Raw genomic sequence first — 24,620 nt, forward strand, 5'->3', positions numbered from 1 at the left:
TGCGTCGTCACACTTCCCGCCTGGTCAGTCCCACACACCCGAGGACCAGCGCCAGCGCGGCGTAGATCAGGACGATCGAGACCGCATTCCACGGCAGGACCAGCTCCTGCGCGTATGCCTGCTCGATCTCCAGGATGGCGCCATGGGGTGGAAGCAGGACCGTGATGATCTCCCGCAATCCGGGGGCAGTCCCGGCGAGCAGGTCACCGCGGCGCAGCGAGTACCAGACCATCGCGACCATGCTGAGCAGCAGGGCGATCCACGCATCCGCGCGCGTCCAGACGGAGAGCAGGAACGTCAGCGCGCCGAACAGCAGCACGTATGTGCCGATCAGGACGAACGTGGAAGGGCCGGCCCAGCGGCCGAGCATCACGAGATCGAACAGCGGCATCAGCAGCGCTGCCACGGCGAACGCTACGAGAGCGCGTGCAGCGAAGCGCGCGAGGTAGACGCCCACCGCCGAGCCCGGTCGCGCGTGCAGCAGCCGGGCCGTGCCATCCGCCCGATCACTGCTGCACACGCCGGCCAGCATGACGAACGCAGCGATCATCCCGAAGCGGCCGAGCATCCAGCCGATGAGCAGCATGCCCGAGATCAACGGATAGCCACCGATCTGGAAGAGCCGGTCGAACTCGACGTGCCCCTCCTGGCCCGCGGCCACTCTCGCCACGACGGCGGCGGCGAAGAACACGAACGCAAAGGCGACCAGCAGCGCGATGCGGCGACGTCGCGCCTGCAGATCCAGGAGCACGAGCGCCGTGCCTTTCACTGTTCCTCCGCGAGCGCACGGCGGACGCGCTCCTCGAGCGCTTCGTGCCGGGGCGTGACTGCAACGACGCGCGCGCCACCGGCAATCGCGGCGGCCAGCCGCGTGCTGAGCTCATCGGCGTCGCGCACCTCGACATCGTAAACGGCTTCGCCCGCGTCAGCGGGAGTCGCGCCCGCGAACGCGGCATCGAAGCCGTCGCTCGGAGAGGCGAGACGCACACGGTAATGAGTCGGTGTTGCAGGTGCTGCCGTTTCGAGGACGCTGTGAACGCGGCCCGCCTCGAGCAGCACGGCGTGTCCGGCCATGCGCTCCACCTCGACGAGATCGTGGCTGGCGATCAGCACGGTGTGCCCCGCCGCGCGCAGCTCGAGCACGACGTCCCTCAGCCGCACGCGCCAGAGCGGGTCGAGCCCCTCGTGCGGCTCGTCCAGCACGACCAGCTCGCGGGGGACGAGCAGCGCCTGCGCGAGACCGAGTCGCTGTCGCAGCCCGTGCGACAGCTCGTGCACCTCCTTGCCGGCGTGCCGCGCCAGCCCCCAGCGCTCGATCGCCGCGTCGGCCGCAGCCGGCACCCCATCGAGCTTCGCGAACGCGCGCAGCATGTCGCCCACATGCCAGGCGGACGGGGGGTTGAATCGTTCCGGGAGGTAGCTGACGCCGGTGCGCCGGACGTAGTCACGCGGGTCGGAATCTTCGATGGTGATGTCGCCGTCGGTCGGGCGCAGAAAGCCCAGGGCGAGGCCGAACAGCGTGCTCTTCCCTGCGCCGTTCGGCCCGACGACGGCGAACGCGCTCCCGCGCGGCACCTCCAGCGATACGTCGCGCAGGGCCACCGTGCCGCTGCGGCGCGTGCCGTAGCGCTTGCTCACGAAGTCGAAACGGATCATTGGCGGTGCGTCAATGCATCCCGTGCGCCACGAGGGCGGACATTATCGCCGAGTACTTCGCCGCAGCTCGCAGGCGAACCGCCGTCAACCTATGCTGCGGCGGCCATCCGTGCACTGCTCATTCCGACATTCTCCCGCCCGGGCGGGCGCACCATCCTCCGATCATGACCGAGGCACTGCTGGAGCATATCACGCAGTCCGCTGACATCGTCCGCCGCGGTGCGCTCGGTGCCATGCTGCAGTCGGCCGGCTGCGTTTCTGCCGATCTGCTCGCCAGCGCCCTGGCCGAGCAGCGGGTCACGGGAGAGCGGATCGGCACGGTTCTCGTCCGTGCCGGCGTGGACCCCGAGGACGTCGCCCGCATGCTCGCACTGCAGGTTCGGATGCGGTACCTGTCGCCGCCGGTGCGTGCGGACCCTCCTGCTGCCGGCCTGGTCACGGCCTCTCTCGCCAGGAGGTTGCAGGCGCTGCCCATCCGCTGCGACGAGCGCACCGTGACCGTGGCGATCAGCGATCCCCTTGACGTCGCTGCGCTCGACGACCTCCGCTTTCGCCTCGGCCGCCGCATCGAGCCGGTCGTCGTGTCAGCGGCCACGCTGGAGCACGCGATCCAGCACGCCTACGACGACGGAGCCGTCCGCGACCTCGCCCGCCGCTTCAATGGCGGCGCGAGGGTGCGGGGCGTGGCGCAGGCGCCCAGCGCGGAGGAGCTGACTGCGCTGCGCCGGGCCTCCGAGGCCGCGCCTGTAGTCGAGCTGGTCAACCTGCTGGTCGAGCGGGCGATCGCGCGGCGCGCGAGTGATGTGCACGTCGAGCCGGTCGACGATGGGCTGCACGTCCGTGCCCGCATCGATGGCGTGCTGACCCCCCTCTTCGAGATCCCGAGCGAAGCGGCGGGCGCGGTGATCAGCAGGATCAAGATCATGGCGGGGCTCGACATCGCCGTTCGGCTGCGTCCGCAGGACGGGCGCGCCAGTGCGGCGGGAACGAACGGGACCGTCGCACTGCGGGTGTCCACACTGCCCGCGCTGGGCGGGGAAAAGGTGGTGATCCGCCTGCTGCGCGGAGGCGCCGCTGCGCCGAGCCTGGATGACCTGGGCATGGATGCGGACACGCGTGTGCGCGTGGATCGCATGCTGGCGCAACCGCACGGCGTGCTGCTCGTGACGGGCCCGACCGGCAGCGGCAAGACGACGACGCTCTACGGCATGCTCGCGTCGCTCGATCGCCGGCGTCGCAACATCATCACTCTCGAGGACCCGGTGGAGTACCGGCTGCCCGGCATCACGCAGGTCCAGGTGCACACGCGCGCGGGGCTCGGTTTCGCCGATGCACTGCGCGCGGTGCTCCGGCAGGACCCTGACATCATCATGGTGGGGGAGCTGCGGGACCGTGAAAGCGCGGGCATCGCGCTTTCCGCGGCGCTTACCGGCCACCTCGTGCTCGCGACGCTGCACACCAACGACGCACCGACTGCTGCGACTCGCCTGTGCGAGCTGGGCATGCCGCCGTACCTCGTTGCGGGCACACTGCTCGGTGTCGTGGCGCAGCGCCTCGCGCGTCGCGTGTGCAGACAGTGCGCCGGCAGCGGTTGCCAGAACTGCGACGCGGGGCTGCACGGCCGCACCGGTGTCTACGAGGTGCTGGTCACCGATGATGCAATCCGCGCCCGCATCCTGCGGCGCGCACCGGCGCACGTGATCCGCGCCGCCGCGCGGGCGGGCGGGATGAGAACGCTGGGTGAGGACGCACGCCGACTCGTGGACGCAGGCATCACGCGTGAAGACGAAGTCGCGGGCCTGCTCACGCTGCCATGATCGACCGACACTGCGTGGGATGATCCGGACGCGGCAGCTCCCACCGCGTGCGGCCTACGTTGCCAGCAGCATCACGACCGCGAGAGCCACCATGCCGAACACGAAGACCCACAGGTAGCTCCAGCCGAGCACCCACCACTTGACCGTGGTACGCACTACGCCCTGCCCATACACCTTCCGCATCGCAATCCACATGTACACGATCATCCACAGCAGCAGAGCCCGGTCGATCCAGTCCCACGGCACGAGCAGCACGAGCGTGAACGTGACGAAGGCGAACGCGTGAATGTGCAGGGCGAATACGAAATGTTCCGCGTAGTAGCGGCCGCGGCGGACGTACAGCAGCTTGAGCAGCAGTGCGTAGACGGGCAGCAGCAGGAAGATCATGTGAGGCGCGAACTCGATGTAGTCGCGCGCGACCTGCCCGAAGGCCTCGCGCGGCGTCAGGTGCCCGACCTGCTCGATCTTGCGCTGCACTGCCCGGTCGAGCGCCGGGAAGCGAGTCTCTGACCGTATTCTTCGCGCCCATGGCTGCAGCCGATCTCCGCCCGGTGCGAGCGCCGCCGGTGGTTCCGGCACCGAGCCATCTGCTGCTATGGCGGTGTCGGCGACGGCGGAGTCAGGAGCAGCGGGATCAGCAACGGCGCCTTCACCCGGTGTCGCGGCCTGCGATGTCGCGGCAGCGGGTCGAGCCGCCTGGGAGTCCGCTGCGGCGGCGGTGCTCGAAGCCGTTTCGCGTTCCGGGTCGAGGGGCGAAGGCGGTGCCAGCGGCGCCGGCGGCGCTTCGCCGGTCAGCTCCGCGATCGCCTGCGCAGCAGCGGTGCTGTCTGCGATTGCCTGGGCGAGTGCGACCTGCAGGTTCGTGTACGCCCCGCGCAACGAGCTGCGCGCCGCCTCCGGCATCGCGGCCGTGTCCATGTCCGCCAGCTCGCGCTCGAACTCCTCCACGGCGCTGCGCGCGTCTGCGACGGCCTCCAGCTCCGTGATGTTGACCTGCGAGCGCTCGAGTACGGCGAGTCCGATGAACGAGAAGAGCAGGAAGAAGAGCACGCTCGCCACGAGGTACAGCCGGAACGGCGCGATGTAGCTGACGATGCGGCCGCGGATGTACTCGTTTGTGAGGTGTCCGGGGCGGAACAGCAGTGCGACCAGCGTGCGGGGCAGCGCCCCGCTGAGCGCGAGCTGATCCTCGAGGACGTCGCGCAGCATGGTCCGGACGGAGACCTGCACCTCGAGCTTGCGCTGCCCGCAGGTCGGGCAGTACCGACCGTAGGTCGGATCGCCGCAGTTGAGGCACGGCTCCTCGGGCGAACGCCAGCGCTTCGCTCGCTCGCCACTGTTCGTTGTGCCCCTGTCGGCGGGCGCGCCGTCCGCGGCGTCGTTGGAAGACATGCGGTGTCGGTTCGTCGTGGGAGCGGAGCTGTCGACAGGGTTCGCGGCCCGCGAAGGCCGGCTCGTATTCTAGCGAACGGGCTGCTATGGCGCTGCCGCCGGCAGCGGGCCCGGCAGTCTCGTCCCCGCTCGCCTGTCCGCAAACACCGCGGCGAGCACCTGTGCCGCGAAGAGAGTCAGAACGAAGGCCAGCACCAGCGCACGCTGCAGCGGGCTCAACCGGGCGCGCACCCGGACCGGCACGGGACTTTGCACGGGCGCTGTCGCGCGCAGCCCGCCGGACTCCTGCAGCAGCGTGTGCATGTCCGCGCCACAGCGTACGCAGAGCCGGTCCGCATGGGGATTGACGCCCCAGCAGTGGGGGCAGACCGCGAAACGAGTCGAGGTCGGCGCAAAGGGGAGTTGCGCCCCGCCATGCGCCTGTGGCCGTCGAATGCCGTGGCTACGCCACATGGCCACCATTCTCCTGGAAGCCGTCGGCGACCTGCCGGAGCAGCCGCTCGATCCGGTTGCCGGTCGCGGGGAACAGGTGGCGATCGGCGATGCGGTTCAAGGCCGTCCGCAGCAGCGGAAAGGTTTCCGCACATTCGCGGTACACGAGATCGAGGCCGTGCGCACGGGCGATCGTGTGGTCCGCGGCCATGCGGTAGCCAGTCGCCCCGAGCTGCTCGTAGTAGGCGAGCCCGGGCGCGCCGCGCCGCTGCACGCGCGCGGTGATGTGATCGGGAAACAGCCCGCTCAGCCACAGCGCGAACTCGCCCAGGTGCGCGCGCAGCATGAATGCGCGCTCGCCGCTCGCGTCGTCGCCGGCCGCGACGATGTCGACCAGGTGGGAAAACTCGCGCGTCTGCTCATCGGGACGGAACGCCCGACGCGTGTTGCCGAATGCAACGAGCAGCGCGGCAAGGTAATCGGCGAGCAGGCGGTCGGAGACGTCGCTCTCCAGCAGTGCGTGGCGAACGAGCAGGTAGAACACGAGGCCGGGGTGTGCCGTGCTGAACTCACGGGTCGCCATCAGCGCATTGAAGGTGCGCGGATCATCCAGGATGGCATCCAGGCCCTGCTCGTCCAGCCGATCCTGCACGCGCTCACGCTCGCCCTCATCACCCCGGGCCAGCAGCCATACGACGAAGGCTGCATCGGAACGATCGAACTTCGTGCGGACATTCGGAACGATCATGACGAATCCCTCCTTGCGATGCACCATTTCGCACGGGCCATGCCGCTGCACGCGGGTCGGTCGGACGGGGAGCGCGGCGGATGCCGCGACTATCGAGATGCGGGCTGCTTCTCCAAGATTACGACGGACCGGGCCGAAAGGTCCATGACCACCCTGCGGCGGAGGAGCACGGCATGCTGCGACGACACAGCCTGGAGCGCCGCCTGTTCGGGTGGCTGCTCGCGCTGGCGCTCGTGCCGCCGCTGGTCGTGCTCGTGGTCGCATTGACGATCGGCGCGGGGTCGCTCGGCTGGATGGGCACGCTGGGGCCCTGGGACCGCGTGGGTGAGTCGGGGAGGGAACTGTTCGAGGCGGCGGCGCCCGCAGCAGCGCAGGACTCCGCGCTGGCCGCGGCGCTCGACCGGCACCGGCAGCAGCTGGGCGAGTCGCTGGTGCAGGCATCCCGCTGGAGCTTCCTCGGCTCGCGCATCGCGACCGTGCTGCCGGTCGCGGTGGGTGTCTCGATCGTCATCATTGCACTCATTGCGCTCTGGGTGAGCAGGCGCATGGCGCGCCAGCTCGCCCGCCCCGTGCGCGACCTGGTGCAGATGACGGAGCTGCTCGCAGCGGGCAAGCCGCTGCCCGAGGGCGCGCCGCCACGCAGGCGAGACGTGCGCGAGATGCGCGTCCTGCGAGAGGCGCTGCGCTCGGCCGCGGCGCGCATCGAGGAGGCGCAGCTCCGCGCGCTGGAAACGGAGCGCGTGCGGGCGTGGGGGGAGATGGCGCGCCGGGTCGCACACGAGATGAAGAACCCGCTCACGCCGATGCGCCTGGCGGCGCACCGGCTGCGGCGCGCGGCAGGCACGGACCCCGCACTCGCCGACCCGGTCGAGGTCATCGAGGAGGAGACCGCCCGGCTCGAGGATCTCGCCCGCAGCTTTGCAGTGCTCGGCCGACCTCCCGAAGGCCCGCCGAGCGAGATCGACGTGGGCGAGCTGCTGCGCTCGCTCGCGACCAGCGACGTCCCGCAGGGAATCGAGGCACGCCTGGACGTCGAGCCAGAGCTGCCCGCCCTGCTCGGGCACTACGACCCGCTGCTCCGTGCGCTGCGCAACCTTCTGCGCAACGCAGTGGAAGCAGTGCAGTCGAGACACGAAGCGGGCGGCGGCATGATCCTGCTGCAGGCGCGCACTGCCGGCGACGAGATCGAGATCGTGGTCGGTGACAACGGGCGTGGCATCCCTGCGGACGCGATCGAACGCATCTTCGAGGCCGATTACACCCTGAAAGCGGGGGGCACGGGTCTCGGACTTGCCGTCGTCCGCCAGGCGGTGGCCGCGCATGATGGGCATGTGCGCGCACGCGAACGGGCGGGTGGCGGCGCGGAGTTCGTCGTCCGGCTCCCGCTGCGCGCCGAGCGCTGAGGCGTCGCGGATACGAACCCGCATGTACAGCTGCGGTACACACGAACGCGCGCGCGTGCGCGCCCTTTCATGGAGACAGAATGAAGCTCGCCTGGACGACAGTGATGGCAGCCGTGATCATGGGCGGCTGTGCGGGCGGCCTCGGTGGTGGGCCGGATCCGGTCACCTACACGATGGTCGGGGTGGATGCGGGCACCGTTGGAGCCGATCAGGTCGCGGCACAGATCGCGCCGGCGAATGCGGATTTTGCGCTTGTCGTCGCAGCGCGCGACGCCGCGTGGTTCACACAGCTTGCACAGGCGACGAACCTGGAGCTGAGCGGTCCCGCGATCGCCGACAGCCTGGGGCTCGCGTTTCTCTCACGCCTCGAGCTGCTCGGCGACACGGCGATCGTGCTGGGCAGTGGTGATGCCGCCTTCACGGTGCAGGACGCGCTCTACCAGGCATCCGACGAGCGGTTCCTCGACCTCATGCTGGTGAATCTGCCGCACGGCACCAACGTCGATGCTGCGATCCGGGCGCTGCTCCAGTACATGGCGACGGACGTGATGGCGAATGCGTCCGTCGTTCTCGGCATACGGGCCGCGAACGCAGCCGACGCGGCGATCGCGGAGAGCATGCTGCGCGCCGCTTTCATGAACGCGATCGAGTGCGGCGGCATGGAGGGAGTCGACCGCAACTACCGCATGTTCTTCGGACCGTCGGCACGCACGCGCTGCACCGCGGCGCAGCCACTCGCGGGCCCGGCGGATGCGATCACGGCGCGCGTGAGCGTCGGGCTGCAGTACTGAGCGGGCGTGGCATCCGTCCTGATCGTCGACGATGAGCCGAACATCCGCCGGATGCTCGGCAGCCTGCTGGAGACGGAGGGTTACGACGTCCGTCATGCGGAGGACGGGCAGGCGGCGATCGCGGCGGTGACCAGTGATGAGCCGGACGTCGTGCTGCTGGACCTGGCGTTGCCGCTCATGAACGGCCTGCAGGTGCTGGAGCGGCTGCGCGAGCGCTGGCCGCACCTGCCGGTGGTCATGATGAGCGGTCGCGCGACGCTCGCGGACGCGGTGAGCGCCACCAAGCTCGGCGCGTTCCACTTCATCGAGAAGCCACTCACCCCCGAGGCCGTGCTCCTCACACTGGCCGGTGCGCTCGAGCTGCGCCGTGCACGCGAGCTGTCGCGCGCGCTGGCTGCGGAGCTGGGGGCGCGCGGGCGGCTGGTCGGCTCGAGTGCCGCGCTCGACGAGGTGCGTCGCCTGATCGAACAGGTCGCACGCACGGACGCACGCGTGCTGATCACGGGCGAGAGCGGCACGGGCAAGGAGCTGGTTGCCGCGGCGATCCACGACGCGTCGCCACGGCGCGGCGCCCCGTTCGTGCGAGTGAACAGCGCGGCCATCCCGCGCGAGCTGGTCGAGTCCGAAATGTTCGGCCACGAGAAGGGCGCATTCACCGGTGCCCATGAGCGGCGGCGCGGTCGCTTCGAGCTGGCTGACGGCGGGACCCTTTTCCTGGACGAGGTCGGCGACCTGGGGGCCGGCGCGCAGGCCAAGCTGCTGCGTGCGCTCGAGACGGGCATGATCGAGCGTGTGGGTGGCCGGCAGCCGGTACGTGTGGACGTGCGCGTGATCGCCGCAACGAACCGTGACCTGCCCGGGGCGATCACAGAGGGAACGTTTCGCGAGGACCTGTACTACCGACTGAACGTCATACCCGTGCGCCTGCCGCCGCTGAGGGACCGGCTGAGTGACGTGCCCGAGCTGACGCAGCACTTCCTCGCGCAGCTGCACGTCCGGCACGGGCTGGAATCACCGGTGCTCGGCAGCGACGCGATCGAGGTGATGCAGCGCTATCACTGGCCGGGCAACGTGCGCGAGCTTGCCAACCTGTGCGAGCGCCTCGCGATCCTGTACCCGGGCCGTTCGATCGACGCCGCGGACGTGAGCGCACTGCTGGGCGCGGCGGACGCGCCGCGCGAGGAGGATGCGTCGCGCTCGCTCGCAGACAGGCTCGACGCGTTCGAGCGGCGGGTCATCACGCGCGAGATCGAGGCCGCCGGGGGCAGCATCGCGGAAGCCGCGCGACGGCTGCAGACGGATCGAGCAAACCTTTACCGGCGCATGCGCCGCCTCGGACTGGATCGATGAGCTGGTATCGCACGCCCTGTCTGGCTGCAGCGCTGCTGTCACTCCTGGGACCGGCAGCCGTGGTGCGGGCGCAGGAGCCGTCGCCCGAGCTGCCCGACTCCGCCGCCGAGCGCGCGATCAGCGCGTACAACGCCGCCGACATCCGCATGGTCGGTGCATCCGACATTGCGATCGGCACGACCCTCGAGGGCAGCATCGCCGTGCTGGACGGACCGCTGCGCGTGAGCGGAACGGTGCAGGGCAGCGTGACGGTCATCAACGGCGATCTCGAGCTGCTCTCCGGCGCACTGATCACCGGCAGCGCGCTGGTCGTGGGCGGGACCGTGAGCGGTGACACGGCGGCAGTGCAGGGCGGCGTCGTGGCATACCCGGAGCCGCTGCGCTACCGCTTCGAAGGGCCCGGGATCGCGCGCGCGCGCCGGCCCGTGCGCGCAGTCATCTCCGCGGGGCGCGACTTCGCATTCGGCCGCACCGATTTCCTCGCCGCGGTGCACGGCGGCTACAACCGGGTGGAGGGACTGCCGATCGTGCTGGGCCCGCGTGCACGTCTCGGGCACAGCAATCCGACCGTGCTCGAGGCGCAGGCGATCATCCGCACGGAGAAGCCGCTCGACTACGAGCGCTACGGGTGGTCGTTGCGCGCGGAGCAGTACCTGGGCGGGCGGCGCGCGGTCAGCTTCGGGGTGCGTGCGCGCTCGGAGATCGTAGCGATCGAGAGCTGGATGCTGTCGGACCTCGAGAACTCGCTCGCCACGTTCCTGCTGCACCAGGACTATCGCGACCACTACCGTCGCCAGGGGTGGAGCATCTACCTGCGCGCGCACCACCCGCAGCGGCCGATCGATGCCATGCTGGAATACCGGGACGAGCGGCACCGCTCCGTGCGCGCGGCCTCGCCGCTGTCCCTGATCGACAACGGCAAGGACTGGCGGCACGAGCCGGTCATCGAGGAAGGAACGCTGCGTTCCCTGACGCTGTCGCTCGCATACGATACCAGGAACGACGAGAACGATCCGTCGGCTGGCTGGTACGTGCGTGGCGCCGTGGAGCAGGCGATCAACGGCGACCTCTCGCTGACGCCGGAGGCGGGCGCCGTGCTGGGGGCGGACAGCACCGACAACCACTTCACGCACCTGGAGGTGGACGCGCGCAGGTACCTGCGCTTCAGCCCGTGGGCCCGACTCGCACTGCGGGTGTTTACCGCCGGCTCGCTGGACGGCGACGCGCTGCCCGCGCAGCGGCAGCACGCCCTGGGCGGCGAAGGGTCGCTGCCGGGATTCCCGCTCTTCGCACAGGACTGCGGCGCGCGCACGCAGACGATCGAGCGCAATGGCGACGGCGCGTACCCGTTCTACGGCTGTGACCGGCTCGCGCTGGTGCAGCTGGAGTACCAGGCGAGCTTCCCCTTCGCCGGTCGCCTGGGCGACCAGCTCGGGCTCGACCTCGACCTCGCCCGCGCAGTGCGCTGGTCGCTGTTCTTCGATGCCGGTCGCGCCTGGATCGAGGGCGACGCGCGCGCCGGCCGCTCACGCGGCGCCGACGACTTCTTCGCCGACACCGGCCTCGGCATCCGTATCGGCCCGCTCGGCCTCTACGGCGCGATCCCGATCTCGGGGCGCGGCCACGACTTCAATTTCTTCGTCCGCATCGGGCAGCGATTCTGATCGTGCTGCGCGCCACCGTCTTCGCCCTGCTCGTGGCCGCCGTGGCCGCGCCCGCCATGGCGCAGTCGCCGGAGTTCGCGCTGACGTACCTGCCGGATCTCGCGCACCGGCCACTGGTTCGCGTGGGACCCGTCCTCGACGATGCTGACCTGGAGGAGGCCGCCCGCTCCGGGGTGCCCATCCGCATGCGCGTACGCGTGGAGCTGTGGCGCGACGGCTGGACCGACGACCTGGTCGCGACCGAGCGGTTCGCGGCGGTGCTCGCCTACGATCCGCTGACCCAGGAGTTCCTCGTCCGGGGCCGCTCCGCGGACGCACCGGTCAGGCGCTTTGCTACCTATGCGGACGCACGCGCGGCGATCGAGGGCAACTACCCGCTCCAGATCCGACCGAACCGGTCGGGGCGCTACTACTACCTGGGCAGGCTCGAGATCGAGACGCTGTCACTCTCCGACATCGAAGAGCTCGAACGGTGGCTCCAGGGGGAGCTGCAGCCTGCGGTGCGTGGCGACCGTTCGGTGACCGGTGCACTGGGCGACGGTGCCAAGCGTCTGGTCATCCGGCTGCTCAACCTTCCAGCGCGCGGACTCGACGCCCGCTCCGCACGATTTCGCGTACCCTGAGCGGCACGAAGGATGCGCGGTTCGCACCGGGGGGGTGCCGCAAGCCATCGCGCCCCGCGGAGGGCGTGAATGACCGAGCAACCCGGTTCCGGACCTGCCGACAACCAGGACAGCGACAGCCGCACCGAAACCGAGCGCACACTGCGGGAGGAGCTCCAGGCAGTGGAGCGACGCGCCGCGTTTCTGTCGGAGGCCAGCAGTGTTCTGGCCGCGGCGTCACTCAACGTCGAGTCCACGATCCGCACCGTTGCGCGGCTGACGGTATCGCGCCTCGCCGACTGGTGCGTCGTGTACATGACTGACGCTTCCGGTCGTGTCTACCATGCGACAGTCGCGCACCGGGATCCCCGCCGTGAAGCAATGCTGCGCGCCCTGGAGGGCGCTCCTGCCGACCCCGGCATACTGCAGTCGATCATCGCCGGCGGTGAGGTCAGCATCCTGGACGAGCTTCCCGCCGAGCTGGTCCAGGCGCTGAAGGCTGCAGGGGGCGAAGCGGCGATCGATACCGAGAGAGCGTCGGTCCTGGTCGCGCCACTCATGGGTCGGGGGCGGACGCTCGGGGCAGTGCTGCTGGCCTCCTCGAGCGAGAAGTACACGGCGGAGGACATCTCGCTGGTGGAGGAGCTGGCGCGACGGGCTGCGATCGCGGTCGACAATGCGCGGCTCTTCTACGAAGCGCAGCAGGCGAACCGCGCAAAATCCGACTTCCTGGCTGTCATGTCCCACGAGCTGCGCACGCCGCTCAACGCGATCATGGGATACACGGACCTGCTCGATGCCGAGATCGACGGACCGCTGCACCCGAGGCAGCGGCGCCAGCTGTCCCGCATCCGCGCGAGCGCGCGTCAGCTCCTCCAGCTCATCGAGGAGGTGCTCGGCTTTGCGCGCCTGGAAGCGGGTACCGAGGAGGTGCACCTGCAGCGGCTGTCGCTCGGTGCACTGGTTCGCGACGCGGCCTCGCTCGCGGAGCCGTTCGCGCAGTCCAAGGACCTCGCGTTCCAGGTGGAGATTCGTGACGGCGACTGCCGCATCGAGACCGACCCCGGCAAGACCCGCCAGATCCTGGTGAACCTGCTGTCCAACGCCGTGAAATTCACGTCCAGCGGATCCGTCACCCTGCGGGCGAGCGTGGAGAATGATCACGCGGCAATCGCCGTGTGTGATACCGGTGTCGGCATCGAGCCGGACAAGTTGCGTCGTATTTTCGACCCGTTCTGGCAGGTCGAGCGCCCGAACACGAGGCGCGTCGGCGGTACAGGACTGGGACTGAGCGTGTCCCAGCGCTATGCGAGGCTGCTGGGCGGGGAGATCACCGTGGCGAGCACCCCGGGCAGGGGATCCTGCTTCACGCTGACGCTGCCCGTCCGGTTCGAGGCGGACTGCGGGGAGGCCGCCCGGGAGGCCGGCATGGCCGACGGGGAGGCCGAGCTGCGGTTCGCCGCCGTGCGCGGGGCTCGTCCGCATGGCGACGGCGCCGCGGCCGGGGAAACCTCTGGCTAGCACGCCACGCGCTACCGGCGAACAGGACGTTGGCGCCGGTTCGTCCCACCCGATAGCTTGCGGTGACGCGCTGTCGCGCACCTGGTCCACCGCACACGAGCGATGCCCGTTCAGACGTTCCGCTACTCACCGCACGCAAACCGCGCCAACGAGATTCACTGGCACGAGTGGGGCGACGCTGCCTTTGATGCAGCGGGCGCCGACCGCCTCGTGTTCCTGCACCTGACCGCCGTCTGGTCCCGGCAGTGTCAACGGATGGACGAGGAGGCGTTCTCGAATCCCGACGTCGTTGCGCTGTTGAACGGATCGGTCGTCCCCGTGCGTGTGGATGCGGACCGGCTGCCGCACGTACAGGACCGCTACATCGCCGGTGGCTGGCCGACCAACGCGCTGCTGACACCCACAGGCGAGGTGCTGTGGGCGGCCACGTACCTGGACGCCGACGAGCTGCTCCAGGCGTGCACCAACGTGCTCACGACCTGGAACCGCCGGCGTGACGAGCTGACCACCGAAATCGAACGGCGGCGGCGCGCACTGGAAACTGCCCGAACGCGGCATACGCCGGTCGGACTGGTGCGTCGCGAGCCTGCCGACGACGTGCTGAACGCGATCACGCAGGCGTTCGACGCGCGCAACGGCGGCTTCGGCGATGCACCCAAGTTCGTGGAGGCCGAAGCGGTCGAGCTGCTGCAGGTGCTCGGTGCCGGTGGCGATGCGGACGCGTTACGCATGGCGACGCACACGCTGGACGGCATGCTGGCCGGCGAGTTGCTTGACGCCGTCGACGGCGGTTTCTTCCGCTACACCCTTGCGGCCGACTGGACGCAGCCCCGACGTGAGAAACTGCTCGCCGTCAATGCAGGCCTGATCGAGGTGTACGCACGTGGCGCGGTGCAGCAGGATCGCGCGGACTGGCGTGTCGTGGTGGAGCGCACCGTCCAGTGGGCGGACACCGTCATGCTGCGGTCCGACGGCCTGTGGAACGTCAGCCAGGCCGATCACGAAACGTGGTACGCGCTGGATTCCGCCGCACGCGCGCGCACTGCGGCGCCCTGCATCGACAACACGCTCTACACCAACGTCAACGCGCGCTGGATCGCGGCCCTGGCAAATGCCGGACGGAACCTGCAACGCGAGGAGTGGGTCGTGCGCGCGGCGCAGGCGCTCGACAGGCTGATCGGGCTGATGCAGACGCCCGAGGGTGTGCTCGCGCATTACCGGACCGAGGGTGGCGAGCCGGAAATCGACTTTCTGCTGATCGACACGCTGGCTGCAGCCGATGCGGCAATGGCGCTCGCGGAGGCCGAGGCCGGAAGTGAGTGGACGGAACGTGCGCGCGAGCTCACGCGCACTCTCGAACGCTGCTTCTGGATGGACGACGGCGGTTTCTGGGAACGGCGGCGCTCGCCCCACGACGTGGGCGCACTGCGCTACCGCGAGCGACCGTTCGAGCCGAACGCAGTGGCCGCCCGGCTGCTCGTGCGTCTCGCGAATGCCACGGGCGAGCGCGGGCCGCGTGCCCGCGCCGAACGCGTCCTCGCGGTGCTCTCTCACGGCGCCGCCCGCTATGGTGTCGCGGGCGCCATCTTCGCACTCGCCGTCGAAGAGTTCTTCGACGGCGCACGCATGCGGTGACGGATGCCGACCGCAGACCTGCACGCCACGGTGCGCGCCGCGCTGCGCGCACCGGCTGACGCAGCACCCGTCGAGCAGGAATTCGACGCACTCGCACTCCGCATCTTCCGCCACCAGTTCGAGCACAACGCGCCCTACCGCGCATACTGCGAGCGGCGCGGCCGCACGCCTGCGGATGTCTCGCACTGGACAGCGATCCCGCCCGTCCCGGTCGCCGCCTTCCGTGAGGTGCCGCTGGTGGCGGGTGACGCGCGCGACGCACGCGTCGTGTTCCGAACGAGCGGTACCACGGCAGGCGCTGAACGCCGGGGGACGCATTACCTGATCGATCCGTCGATTTATCAGGCATCGCTGGTGCCAACCTTCACGGCATACCTGCTGCCTGACGGCGCGCGCCCCGACATGCTGGCGCTGATCCCCCCGCGGCCGCAGATGCCCGACTCCTCCCTCGCATACATGATCGACGTGGTGATCCGGCGGCTCGGGGGAGAACACAGCACGTACGCGGTCGATGCCGCGACGGGGATCGACTATCCCGCTGCAGCAGCATGGCTCGAGGCGGCGTCGGAGCGGGATCGCCCGGTCGCGTTGCTGGGGACGTCGTTTTCCTTCGTGCATCTGCTGGACGAGCTGGCCGGCAAGGGCGATCGCTTCCATCTGCCGGCAGGCTCCCGGCTGATGGACACGGGCGGCTACAAGGGGCGCAGCAGGGACGTGCCCGCCGAAGAGCTGCACAGGCTGTACGGCGAGTACCTGGGAATCGAGTCCGCATACTGCATCAACGAGTACGGCATGACCGAGCTGTGCTCACAGTACTACGACGCCACGCTGCGGGACGCAGTGCGCGGCGAGACAGGGCGACCACGTCGGAAGCAGGGTCCCCCCTGGCTGCGTGCGCGCGTGCTCGATCCCGACACGCTCGAACCGCTGCCGCCCGGCGATGTCGGGATTCTCGCGCACTACGACCTGGCAAACGTCGACAGCGTCCTCGCAATCCTGACAGAGGACCTCGGGCGCGAGGTGGAGGACGGGGTCGTCGTGCTGGGCCGTGCACAGGGTGCAATGCCGCGCGGCTGCTCGATCGCACTGGACGACCTGCTCAGCGCGAACCGGCACGACAGATGATCATCCGGGCGTATCACCTGCCGGGATTCGCCGACGCGGATGTCGCGAAGTGGGATGAGCGGCCGGCAGGCGGCGCGCGCCTGCTGATCCCGCATCTCCAACCCGGGGACGTGCAGCAAGTCGCAGCGCGACTGCGCGAGGCACAGGCCCGCCTGCGAGAGCGCAGCGTCGACTCCATCGTCGATGCAATCGACCGGGTCGCCCACCGGCTGCTCGATCGCGGCGATCCGCTTCGCACTGCTGCCGACGCCGCACTGCCTCCGCTGACCGGCTACTCCCCCGCCATGATCGAGCACATCCTGGACGGCATGGCCGCGGACTGGAGGCGCCCGGCCCTGGAGCGGCTCCTGGAGGCCGAGCTGGACGGAATCGACATCCTCGACCGGCCGGTCGAGCGGCGCGGCCGGCGGGTGATCGCCATGCCGCATCCGTTGCTGCTGCACGTCTTCGCAGGAAACATCCCCGGCGTCGCGGTGACCTCGCTCGTGCGTGCCCTGCTCGTGCGAGCCGCCAGCCTCGGCAAAACAGCGGAGGGCGAGCCGCTGCTGCCCGCCCTGTTCGCGCAGGCGCTCGCCCAGCAGGACAGCACCATCGGGGACGCGCTGGCAGTCACGTACTGGAGCGGTGGTGACCAGGCGATCGAGGACGTCGCGTTCCGGGAGGCGGACGCGATCGTCGTGTACGGCGGTGCCCAGGCTCTCGGGGACATCCGCCGGCGCGCCCCGGCGCACGTGCCCATCCTCGACCACGGCCCACGCCTCTCCGTCGGCTTCATCGCGCGAGACGCGTTCGCCGACGGCATCCCCGCCGACCGCGTCGCCCGCGATGTCGCACGAGCCGTGGCAACCTTCGATCAGCAGGGCTGCGTCTCCCCGCACGCCGTGTACGTCGAGTCGTCGATTGCCGACGCCGTGCGGTTCGGCAGGCTGGTCGTCGAGGCCCTGGCCGAGCTGGAAGCAGACCTGCCCCGCGGCGCTCTCACGGCCGATGAGGCCGCAGCAGTTCGTGAGACACGCACACGCGCGGAGTTCGCAGCCTTTGCAGGCGGAACGACCGAGCTGCTGTCGCCACCCGACGCCCCGTTCACCCTGGTCCTCCACCAGGCCACCGGCTTCGAGCCGTCCTGCCTGCAGCGTACGATTCACCTGTACGCCGTCCCCGCCATTGACGACGCACTGGCAGTGCTCGCCCCCCACCGCGCGCTGCTGCAGTCGGCTGCCGTTGCCGGCGGTGACGACGCGCTGCTGTGCCGTATTGCACAATCCGGCTTCACCCGGATCACGTCTTTTGCGCACATGGCATGGCCCGATCCTGCCGGCCACCATGATGGCCGCGGCCCGCTCTGCGAGCTCGTGCGGCTGGTCGCCGTCGAAGCTCCGTAACCAACTGTCGGACCGTAATTTATCGTCTTTGGCCTGCCGTGAGGACAGGACTGTCACACGAGCAGGGCATGTTGCGGCCCTGGCCGGCAGTGTTGCGTCGAGGGCGCAAAAACTTTTCGGACTTGACAAATTTTTCGCTCCTCCCAAGCTGCACTTTCAACACCAGTTGCGGGGTTATCCACAGTTTCTGGCCCGTGCAGGTACAGCGCTTGCCATCCCGAGTCACCCGGCGATCCGCGTCGTGCGTTCCCCGGGCGGCGGCGGGTCCGGAGCTGAAGGAGGTCCCGGATGTGGAGTGAGATGCGATACCTGGCGAAGCTGGTGCTGGATGTTCTGAGGCCGCACCGGCCGGAGCAGGCGCGTGGGCCGCGGCGAGTCCGACCGGTGTTCGGCATGCTGCTGCTGGGCGCGATCGTGCTGGTGTTCGCCGGCTGGCTGGGCGCCGACACGATCAGGGCCGACGTGCCGGCCGTGACGATTCTGAAGGAGCGGGTCGCGGATGTCGGTGCGGCCTACGACCGAGTGGAGCGTTCGTACGAGCGGGACGTTGCCCCGATCGAGCGGGTGCTGCTGCAGTACCGGAACGAGCCCGAGCTGGTGCGGCGCATTGCCGTTTCGCTGGTGCGAGAGGGTCGCAGGACGGGTATCGAGCCGCGTCTGCTGCTTGCGGTGCTGCTGGTCGAGAACCCGTGGCTGAACCCGACGGCGGAAAGCTTCGTCGGTGCGCGTGGCCTGATGCAGGTGATGCCGCTGCATCGTGGTCAGTGGGGGTGTGGCGACTCACTGGAGGACGTGGAGTCGAACATCTGTCACGGCGCGAAGATCTTTGCCTCGTACCTGAGCTCGGAAAAGGGCAACGTGGAGCGGGCCCTGCTGCGCTACAACGGGTGTGTGCGCGGCACGAACACGCCGAACTGCCACACGTACCCGAACCACGTATTTGCGCGTGCGGGTCGGGCGAGCATCATGGCGTGGCGCGGTGCAGGTCGAGCGGCGGCTCCGTAGCTCAGCGCAAGCTCAGCGCAGCACGCCGAAGGTATAGCGGAGCTGAAGCCGGGCCGTGGTTTCCTGCCAGCCGGCGCCGTCCTCATGGGCGGCGCCGGCGCTCATTTCCAGCCGGTCGGCGAGCCGCCATGCGACGTCCAGCGCTGAGCCCGCGGCGAGGCCCTCGTGCTCGGGCGCGTAGAGGTTTTCCGGACCCCGGTCGAAAAGCCAGGTCGCAGCGCGCAGGCGCAGTCGGGCATCGAGGAGGTCCAGGGATGCGTGGCCGTAGGCACCCTGGCCGTGTCCCCCGATGGGATGCCCGAGGGCGCGACGCCGGTGCGTCCAGCCGCCGCTCAGGGCGTAGTTGCGGTACCAGATGGGGTTCTTGTCGCTCGCCCCGGAGAAGTAGACGTACTCCGCTCCGATGCCGAGCGCCGGCAGCCCCGGCACGAACGGCAGTCGCACGCCGGCGATGATCGCGGGTGCGCGCCAGTACGCGCCGGATGCGTCGTCGAAGCCGTGCTCGAAGTAGAGCGCGAGCGGCAGCGCGCCGAGGGGCGGACGCCAGCTCACGTTCCAGCCGAACACCTCGTTGCTCCACTCGCCTTCACCATCGACGGACGGGTCGCCGAGCACCATCTGCCAGAGTCGAGATGCCGTCACGGGAGCGGCGTTGTCGCCACCGAACATGACGGCGCGCGTGGCGCCCATGCTGAGCCGCTCGTGCGGTGCAATGGAGATGCGCATCGCGCCGAGCCACGGATCGCTGACGCCGGTGGAGTCGCCGTTCTCGGCGCGGCTCAGGAACAGTTCGGCGTCGAATGGGCCGAGATGGCGGAAGATCCAGGGCAGAGTGATGGGCCGGGACAGGTGAATACCGCCGCCATCGAAGGTGTGCCCATCCGCCAGGGTGATCGCCCCGCTCTCGGGTGCGCCGAAGCCGAGTGTGCGCCGCCCGCCCCACAGGGTGACCGGTCCGGCCGCGACGACGGCGTAGGCGGCCGGTACTTCGACGTCGTCGGAGCGCGTCACCACCTGTGCCTCGAAGCCGAAGCGCGCCAGCGCGCCGTGGGCGCGCACGCCCGCACCCGCCCAGGTGTCGTCATCCAGTGGGCTGGTGCCGCTCCATGCGATCGGCGGCTCGTCGTAGCCGATGCCGGTGCCGACGAGCCCCTCCGCGTGGGCGGCGGCGGCCGTTGCGCCAGGAACGATGAATGGTGACTGCCCCGTGCCGGCACGTTCGCCGGCCAAGGTGAGCGGTGTCGTGCCGTACTCGTCCTGCAGCAGCCGCAGCCAGCTGGATGCGAGCTCGCGCAGCGCCGGGTCCTCGGCATGGTCAGCGGCGCGCTGGAAGACCTCGGCGACCTCGACGAGCCGGGGTGTCCGCCGACCGACGTCGTGGCCCGGCAGTCCGAGGCCGGCGGCCGTGAGTCTCCGCAGTGCGCCGACGGCCCAGTGGGAGTGGGGCAGGTACGGCGCGGGCTGCTGGAGCGCGGGCTGCTGGAGCTCGGGCTGCTGGAGCTCGGGCTGAGCCGGTGCGCTCTCCTGTGCGGCGGCGGGCACGGCCATGAGCGCGGTGATGACGACCGCGGCGGCGATCCGTGCGGATGCGGCGGCACTCGACGGAAGACTGCCCATGGCTGCCGTCACACGCGCCTGGAGTCGGGCAGGAGACTGCGATGAATGCTGAGCGCGGCGCGCACGCCGTCGGCGGCGGCCGTGACCGCGAGGTGAGGATGCCCCGTGATGTCACCGGCAGCGTGCACGCCCCGAACGGTCGTTTCCTGGCCGCGGTCGACCTGGAGGTAGCCGTGGTCGTCGTATGCGCATGCGAGCTGGTCGGCGATGTCGCTGCGGGGGCGGGTCCCGACATCGAAGAAGATCGCGTCGAGCATGATCGGTTCGCCGCCGTCCGTGTCGACGTGCGAGACCCGGGGGCCCGTGCCGTGCACCATGGTCAGGCGTTCCGTGCGCAGTTGCACGTGCTCGGTTGTCAGCACGCTGAGCGCACTGTCGGTCAGGTCCGGCCGTGTGCCGTTCGTCAGCAGCATCACCTCGTCCGCCCAGGTCTGCAGGTAGAGTGCGAGGTTTGCGGCCGCGCGCTGCGCGCCGATCACGCCCACGCGGCAGCCGCTCACGGAGGGGCCATCGCAGTCAGGGCAGTGAAAGACGGAGGTGCCGTAATAGGCGTCCAGCCCGGGCACGGCGGGCAGCTCATCGATGAGCCCGTAGGCGAGAACGATCCGGCGCGCCTCGCAGCGGTCGCCGTTCTCCGTCTGGACGTGAAAGGCGTCGCGCGCGCCGCTGACGCGCGTAACCTTCTGCGAGACCCGGGTCGCGCCGGCACCGATCGCCTGCTCGTAGAGTCGGCGCCGGAGCTCGGTGGGCGTGGGGTCGACGAGCCCCGGGTAGCCGTGCACGGCCCACGCCTCCTCGTTGCGCGGCTCGGCACTGTCGTAGACAAGGACGCGGCGGCGGTAGCGGGCGAGCCAGAGGGCGGCGGACAGGCCTGCCATGCCGCCGCCCACGACGACGGCGTCCCACGTGGCGGCGTCAGCCATTCACTCCGGATGCGCCGTGGCCCGCCGTGGCCGTCGCGGGGATCTGCTCGGCGCGCGCGGGCAGCCAGACCCGGAACAGTGCGCCCTTGCCGACCTCGCTCTCCACCTCGATGCGCCCGCCGTGCGCCTCGACGACGTCGTTGGCAATCGCGAGTCCGAGGCCGGCGCCGGTGCTTCGCGCGGCTTCTCCGACCTGGTAATACTTGTCGAAGATGTGTGGCCGCTGGTCGTCGGGAATGCCGCTGCCGGTGTCCGACACCTCGATGACGACGAAGTTGTCCGGCGCGCGACGCACGCTGAGCTGGATGCTGCCGCCTTCAGGCGTGAACTTGATCGCGTTCGACATCAGGTTGCCGAGCACCTGGTCACGCAACCGGGTCGCATCCGCCGGGATGGATTCCGGGACGTTGATCCCGACGTCCACGTCGAACTCGATGCCCTTCTGACGGCACAGGACGTCGAAGGCCCGCTGCACGCTCTCGATCATCTCGCGGAGCGGCACCGACTGGATCTCCAGGCGCAGCCCGCCCGCCTCCAGTCGGCTGACGTCGAGCAGCTCGTTGACCAGCTGGGCCAGTGCCCGCGTCTGCTCGCGAATCGACGCCACGGCCACTTCCTGCTTGTCGGTGATCTCGCCGAGCAGCCGTTCGTCGAGCAGCTCCGCATACCCGGAGATCACGTTGATCGGGGTCTTCAGCTCGTGCGTCGCGATGCTCATGAACTCGGCCTTCATGCGGTCGAGCTCCTGCAGCCGCTGGCTCATCCAGAGGAAGGAGCGGGCGAGGTCGCCGATCTCGTCCGGTCGATTGTAGGGGAGGTCCGGCGGCGCCGGGTGGGCCCCATCGGCCACCCTGGTCAGCGCCTCACCCAGGCGGTGCATCGGCGTGAACACCGTCCGGGTCAGCCAGCCGCCAAGCAGGATCGTGAACACCAGCGCGACCAGCAGCGCCAGCAGCGTGGTGGCCGAGGCCGCCTCGCTGATGTCGCGGGCCCGGTCGAGGTCCGCGGCACTGCGGGCATAGATCTCCCCCGAGATGCCGTCCAGCGCCGCGGCGGCAGTGACGAAGAGCGGCTTCACCCGCTCGAAGCGGGCGGTCGCCATCTGCGCGCTGTCGGCGTCGATCAGGGCGAGGATGCGGGCGGTCTCGCTCCGGATGGAATCGAGCGGCACCTGCTCGGTCGCCTCGGCATAGCCCGACACCGCGAGGCTGTCGAGAAGCGTGGCGGCAGCGGCGGACGCGCTGTCGATCTGTGCGCGCGCGTCGGGATCGAAGGTCGCGATGTAGGAGCGCTCGGCGCGGTCGAGCTCGGCCAGGCTGGCCTGCAGCTGACCGAGCGCGAGGCTCGCGCTCGCGTGCCGATCGCGCGTGATCACCACGATCTCTTCGAGCCGCCGGTGCTGCGTGATGCCGTAGACAGCGGGCAACGTCAGCAGCACGGCAATGCCGGCGAGGGTCAGCAGCAGCCGTGTTCGGAGGCTCATTCGCCTATGGCTTCAGTGTGCGACGAACGCGTTCCAGCTCCGCCGTGGTGTCGGCAAGCGCCTGTTCCAGCCCGGCGATGCGCTGCATGAGCTGATCGCGCTCGCGCGCGAGCGCGGACAGCTGGGCGGGCACTGTCTGCCCCGAGTAGCGCGGCAGGGTCCGCGCGACGATGGCTTCCGCCGTGTCACGCGCCGCTTCCGCGGCCTGGCGCTGCTCCTCGAGTGCCCCCAGCTCGATGGAGACGAGATACATCGTGCGCGCGGCCGGCAGCAGGTACCCGGGCGCATTCGGCAGCCCGATCAGGCGGGCCGAGTAGTCCGAGCTCTGCCACAGCGACCGATCCGGATTGCGCGGGTCGAGCGTGAGCGCGGCCAGGCCGAGCAGCGCGTGCACGCCGGCGTCGGTGTTCCAGTGTGCGGTATAGACCGAGTCCAGCACGGCCATGGCGGGGGCGTAATCGCCCGCCTCCGCCAGTGCAAGCGCTGACCGTACCTCATCCTCGGGAGTTCTGCCCGGCAGGGCGGAGCGCATGGAAGCACACGCGCCGGATCCGATGAGTACAGCCGCCGCAATCCATCGCGATGGCTTCATGTTAGCTCCTCCACCGACAGCCGCAGCCGCCTCCAGCGTTTGGTTCGCGCGGATGCAATCCGCGGGCCGGGCACCAGCATCGATGCGCATGCTGTGCCCGCAACTTGCATAACCGACAGGTACAAATAGCTTGCGGCTGTCAATCCGCCAGACCGCAATCGGTCAACGTTCGTCACATCGAGCTACCCACGCGCGGGCCCTTGTCGCGCCGCGCGCGCCGTGAGCCATGGAAAACCAGGCTGAACAGAGCCAGGACTACGCTGCCCCTTCCTCCAATGACGAGGGCAAGTACGTCTATTGTATCATCAAGTCCGCGGAAGAGCGCGATTTCGGCCCGATCGGGATCGGTGAAGGCGGGAATCGCGTCTATACCGTGCACCACCGCGACCTGGCCGCGATCGTCAGCGACACACCGATCCGCATCTACGATCCGACCCGGGAGAACGTCCTCGCGCACGAGCTCGTCAATGAGACGGTCATGCGCGAGCATACGGTCATCCCGATGTCGTTCGGCACGATCTTCCGCACGCGCGACGACATCATCGAGCTGCTGAAGTCGACGTACCGTGCGTTCGACGACGTGCTCGAGAAGATGAACGACAAGATCGAGTTCGGCCTGAAGGTGCTCTGGGACCGGGACAAGGTAATCTCCCGGCTGGAGGAGAGCGACGAGGAGATCCGCCGGCTCAAGGACGAGATCACCGGAAACGCCCAGAGCTCCACCTACTTCGCCAGGATGCAGCTCGGTCGCCTGATCGAGGGCGCACTGGAGAACAGCGCGAACGGCTACGTGGTGGACATCCACGAGTCGCTGAAGCCGGTGGCGGTCGCGAGCCGGTCCAACAAGCCGATCGGCGACCGGATGATCATGAACGCGGCCTACCTGGTCGAGCGCTCGCGCGAGCAGGAGTTCGATGAGGCCGTGAAGGCGCTCAGCAGCAAGTACGAGGACCAGCTCTCCTTCAAGTACACGGGCCCCTGGCCGCCGTACAACTTCGTCAACATCAAGCTGCGCCTCGAACGCGCGGATGCCTGATCGGCGCCCATGGGGCTCCTCAAGCACCTCCTGTTCTGGCCCTACACGGGACCCAGGTTCCTGACGGAGTTCGCGCTCAACCAGGTCGAGGGGGTGGTACGCGAGGAGCTGACCGACGACTCCGCCGTCAAGGCGGAGCTGCTCGAGCTCCAGCTCCAGCTCGAGTTGGGCGACATCGACGACGACGAGTACGTCGCCCGCGAGGCCGTCCTGATGCAGCGGCTGCGCGAGATCCGGGACTGGCGCGAACGGCTGGGGATGGGCGTGTCCGGCGGCCCCGTCCGTGTCCAGCGCGACCCCGCGGAAGAGGGCGCGGCGGGCGACGTCCGGACGGACCCCGGCACCGGCGCGACCGCGGCCGGCGGAGAGCCGGGCGAAGACGGCCCCCAGGTGGCGGACCCGCGCGGCGGCGTCGACATCGATCTGAATCTGGACTGGGAGTAGAC

Annotated in this window: 22 protein-coding genes; 13 read left to right on the forward strand and 9 right to left on the reverse strand. The window is 69.6% G+C overall.

Translation table 11 applies throughout. From position 1 onward, the window contains the following. Positions 1-7 precede the first annotated feature (7 nt). Together VFU06_03870 and VFU06_03875 are read right to left on the reverse strand one after the other, a co-directional pair. Positions 8-769 (reverse strand): hypothetical protein, encoded by a 762-nt coding sequence (locus VFU06_03870; protein ID HEU5208528.1) that lies wholly within the window; start codon positions 767-769, stop codon positions 8-10. Continuing rightward, positions 766-1,656: an ABC transporter ATP-binding protein gene (locus tag VFU06_03875; protein ID HEU5208529.1), complete on the reverse strand. Its 891-nt coding sequence runs from the start codon at positions 1,654-1,656 to the stop codon at positions 766-768. The genes VFU06_03870 and VFU06_03875 overlap by 4 nt, the downstream gene beginning before the upstream one ends. A 164-nt stretch (positions 1,657-1,820) precedes the next feature. Here VFU06_03875 and VFU06_03880 point away from each other — a divergent pair, with 164 nt between their 5' ends. After that, positions 1,821-3,473 (forward strand): ATPase, T2SS/T4P/T4SS family, encoded by a 1,653-nt coding sequence (locus VFU06_03880; protein ID HEU5208530.1) that lies wholly within the window; start codon positions 1,821-1,823, stop codon positions 3,471-3,473. 54 nt (positions 3,474-3,527) lie between these two features. Here VFU06_03880 and VFU06_03885 read toward each other — a convergent pair whose 3' ends face one another. The 3 genes from VFU06_03885 to VFU06_03895 all read right to left on the reverse strand — a co-directional run bounded on the left by VFU06_03885 (position 3,528) and on the right by VFU06_03895 (position 6,045). Beyond that, on the reverse strand, positions 3,528-4,865 hold the full coding sequence (locus VFU06_03885; protein ID HEU5208531.1) for a DUF3667 domain-containing protein: 1,338 nt from the start codon (positions 4,863-4,865) through the stop codon (positions 3,528-3,530). Positions 4,866-4,949: 84 nt separating this feature from the next. Beyond that, complete coding sequence (locus tag VFU06_03890) at positions 4,950-5,168, reverse strand: hypothetical protein (GenBank protein ID HEU5208532.1); 219 nt, start codon at positions 5,166-5,168, stop codon at positions 4,950-4,952. 139 nt (positions 5,169-5,307) lie between these two features. Beyond that, the gene (locus VFU06_03895) at positions 5,308-6,045 is read right to left on the reverse strand and encodes a hypothetical protein (GenBank protein HEU5208533.1); all 738 of its coding nucleotides are present in this window, start codon (positions 6,043-6,045) and stop codon (positions 5,308-5,310) included. Between the two features lie 173 nt (positions 6,046-6,218). On the opposite strand from VFU06_03895, the gene VFU06_03900 reads away from it, so the two are divergent. From VFU06_03900 to VFU06_03945, 10 genes are all read left to right on the forward strand, one after another. Next, complete coding sequence (locus VFU06_03900; protein HEU5208534.1) at positions 6,219-7,448, forward strand: HAMP domain-containing sensor histidine kinase; 1,230 nt, start codon at positions 6,219-6,221, stop codon at positions 7,446-7,448. Between the two features lie 80 nt (positions 7,449-7,528). Then, a complete protein-coding gene (locus VFU06_03905; GenBank protein HEU5208535.1) occupies positions 7,529-8,239 on the forward strand; it encodes a hypothetical protein in 711 nt (236 codons plus the stop codon). Between the two features lie 6 nt (positions 8,240-8,245). After that, a complete protein-coding gene (locus VFU06_03910; protein HEU5208536.1) occupies positions 8,246-9,589 on the forward strand; it encodes a sigma-54 dependent transcriptional regulator in 1,344 nt (447 codons plus the stop codon). Then, a complete protein-coding gene (locus tag VFU06_03915) occupies positions 9,586-11,253 on the forward strand; it encodes a BamA/TamA family outer membrane protein (protein ID HEU5208537.1) in 1,668 nt (555 codons plus the stop codon). The genes VFU06_03910 and VFU06_03915 overlap by 4 nt, the downstream gene beginning before the upstream one ends. Positions 11,254-11,255: 2 nt before the next feature. After that, positions 11,256-11,876 carry a DUF4390 domain-containing protein gene (locus VFU06_03920; protein ID HEU5208538.1) on the forward strand — a complete coding sequence of 207 codons (621 nt, stop codon included), beginning with the start codon at positions 11,256-11,258 and terminating at the stop codon, positions 11,874-11,876. Between the two features lie 69 nt (positions 11,877-11,945). Continuing rightward, entirely contained in the window at positions 11,946-13,376 is a 1,431-nt protein-coding gene (locus VFU06_03925) for a HAMP domain-containing sensor histidine kinase (GenBank protein HEU5208539.1), read from the forward strand. A gap of 102 nt (positions 13,377-13,478) precedes the next feature. Then, positions 13,479-15,011: a DUF255 domain-containing protein gene (locus VFU06_03930; protein ID HEU5208540.1), complete on the forward strand. Its 1,533-nt coding sequence runs from the start codon at positions 13,479-13,481 to the stop codon at positions 15,009-15,011. A 3-nt stretch (positions 15,012-15,014) separates the two neighbouring features. After that, entirely contained in the window at positions 15,015-16,136 is a 1,122-nt protein-coding gene (locus tag VFU06_03935) for a hypothetical protein (GenBank protein ID HEU5208541.1), read from the forward strand. Then, entirely contained in the window at positions 16,133-17,518 is a 1,386-nt protein-coding gene (locus tag VFU06_03940) for an acyl-CoA reductase (GenBank protein HEU5208542.1), read from the forward strand. The genes VFU06_03935 and VFU06_03940 overlap by 4 nt, the downstream gene beginning before the upstream one ends. A 300-nt stretch (positions 17,519-17,818) precedes the next feature. Further along, the gene (locus VFU06_03945) at positions 17,819-18,523 is read left to right on the forward strand and encodes a lytic transglycosylase domain-containing protein (GenBank protein HEU5208543.1); all 705 of its coding nucleotides are present in this window, start codon (positions 17,819-17,821) and stop codon (positions 18,521-18,523) included. Positions 18,524-18,535: 12 nt separating this feature from the next. Here VFU06_03945 and VFU06_03950 read toward each other — a convergent pair whose 3' ends face one another. From VFU06_03950 to VFU06_03965, 4 genes are read right to left on the reverse strand one after another with little or no spacing between them, the layout of a single operon-like run. After that, entirely contained in the window at positions 18,536-20,140 is a 1,605-nt protein-coding gene (locus VFU06_03950) for a capsule assembly Wzi family protein (protein ID HEU5208544.1), read from the reverse strand. 8 nt (positions 20,141-20,148) lie between these two features. Further along, positions 20,149-21,063: an NAD(P)/FAD-dependent oxidoreductase gene (locus VFU06_03955; GenBank protein ID HEU5208545.1), complete on the reverse strand. Its 915-nt coding sequence runs from the start codon at positions 21,061-21,063 to the stop codon at positions 20,149-20,151. After that, on the reverse strand, positions 21,056-22,546 hold the full coding sequence (locus VFU06_03960; protein HEU5208546.1) for a HAMP domain-containing sensor histidine kinase: 1,491 nt from the start codon (positions 22,544-22,546) through the stop codon (positions 21,056-21,058). The genes VFU06_03955 and VFU06_03960 overlap by 8 nt, the downstream gene beginning before the upstream one ends. A 4-nt stretch (positions 22,547-22,550) precedes the next feature. Beyond that, on the reverse strand, positions 22,551-23,138 hold the full coding sequence (locus tag VFU06_03965; GenBank protein HEU5208547.1) for a hypothetical protein: 588 nt from the start codon (positions 23,136-23,138) through the stop codon (positions 22,551-22,553). A gap of 226 nt (positions 23,139-23,364) precedes the next feature. On the opposite strand from VFU06_03965, the gene VFU06_03970 reads away from it, so the two are divergent. Both VFU06_03970 and VFU06_03975 read left to right on the forward strand, forming a co-directional pair. Continuing rightward, positions 23,365-24,174 (forward strand): GvpL/GvpF family gas vesicle protein, encoded by an 810-nt coding sequence (locus VFU06_03970; protein HEU5208548.1) that lies wholly within the window; start codon positions 23,365-23,367, stop codon positions 24,172-24,174. 9 nt (positions 24,175-24,183) lie between these two features. Further along, positions 24,184-24,618, forward strand: coding sequence for a gas vesicle protein GvpG (locus VFU06_03975; GenBank protein HEU5208549.1), 435 nt, complete (start codon positions 24,184-24,186; stop codon positions 24,616-24,618). The last annotated feature ends 2 nt before the right edge of the window (positions 24,619-24,620 follow it).

Source organism: Longimicrobiales bacterium (genome assembly GCA_035764935.1).
Lineage (GTDB): Bacteria > Gemmatimonadota > Gemmatimonadetes > Longimicrobiales > RSA9 > DASTYK01.

Excerpts from the sequence above, each read along its gene's own strand:
- VFU06_03875 (HEU5208529.1), bottom strand. The coding sequence starts at position 1,656 with ATGATCCGTTTCGACTTCGTGAGCAAGCGCTACGGCACGCGCCGCAGC.
- VFU06_03880 (HEU5208530.1), top strand. The coding sequence starts at position 1,821 with ATGACCGAGGCACTGCTGGAGCATATCACGCAGTCCGCTGACATCGTC.
- VFU06_03885 (HEU5208531.1), bottom strand. The coding sequence starts at position 4,865 with ATGTCTTCCAACGACGCCGCGGACGGCGCGCCCGCCGACAGGGGCACA.
- VFU06_03890 (HEU5208532.1), bottom strand. The coding sequence starts at position 5,168 with ATGCACACGCTGCTGCAGGAGTCCGGCGGGCTGCGCGCGACAGCGCCC.
- VFU06_03895 (HEU5208533.1), bottom strand. The coding sequence starts at position 6,045 with ATGATCGTTCCGAATGTCCGCACGAAGTTCGATCGTTCCGATGCAGCC.
- VFU06_03900 (HEU5208534.1), top strand. The coding sequence starts at position 6,219 with ATGCTGCGACGACACAGCCTGGAGCGCCGCCTGTTCGGGTGGCTGCTC.
- VFU06_03905 (HEU5208535.1), top strand. The coding sequence starts at position 7,529 with ATGAAGCTCGCCTGGACGACAGTGATGGCAGCCGTGATCATGGGCGGC.
- VFU06_03915 (HEU5208537.1), top strand. The coding sequence starts at position 9,586 with ATGAGCTGGTATCGCACGCCCTGTCTGGCTGCAGCGCTGCTGTCACTC.
- VFU06_03925 (HEU5208539.1), top strand. The coding sequence starts at position 11,946 with ATGACCGAGCAACCCGGTTCCGGACCTGCCGACAACCAGGACAGCGAC.
- VFU06_03930 (HEU5208540.1), top strand. The coding sequence starts at position 13,479 with ATGCCCGTTCAGACGTTCCGCTACTCACCGCACGCAAACCGCGCCAAC.
- VFU06_03935 (HEU5208541.1), top strand. The coding sequence starts at position 15,015 with ATGCCGACCGCAGACCTGCACGCCACGGTGCGCGCCGCGCTGCGCGCA.
- VFU06_03940 (HEU5208542.1), top strand. The coding sequence starts at position 16,133 with ATGATCATCCGGGCGTATCACCTGCCGGGATTCGCCGACGCGGATGTC.
- VFU06_03945 (HEU5208543.1), top strand. The coding sequence starts at position 17,819 with ATGCGATACCTGGCGAAGCTGGTGCTGGATGTTCTGAGGCCGCACCGG.
- VFU06_03950 (HEU5208544.1), bottom strand. The coding sequence starts at position 20,140 with ATGGGCAGTCTTCCGTCGAGTGCCGCCGCATCCGCACGGATCGCCGCC.
- VFU06_03955 (HEU5208545.1), bottom strand. The coding sequence starts at position 21,063 with ATGGCTGACGCCGCCACGTGGGACGCCGTCGTCGTGGGCGGCGGCATG.
- VFU06_03960 (HEU5208546.1), bottom strand. The coding sequence starts at position 22,546 with ATGAGCCTCCGAACACGGCTGCTGCTGACCCTCGCCGGCATTGCCGTG.
- VFU06_03965 (HEU5208547.1), bottom strand. The coding sequence starts at position 23,138 with ATGAAGCCATCGCGATGGATTGCGGCGGCTGTACTCATCGGATCCGGC.
- VFU06_03970 (HEU5208548.1), top strand. The coding sequence starts at position 23,365 with ATGGAAAACCAGGCTGAACAGAGCCAGGACTACGCTGCCCCTTCCTCC.
- VFU06_03975 (HEU5208549.1), top strand. The coding sequence starts at position 24,184 with ATGGGGCTCCTCAAGCACCTCCTGTTCTGGCCCTACACGGGACCCAGG.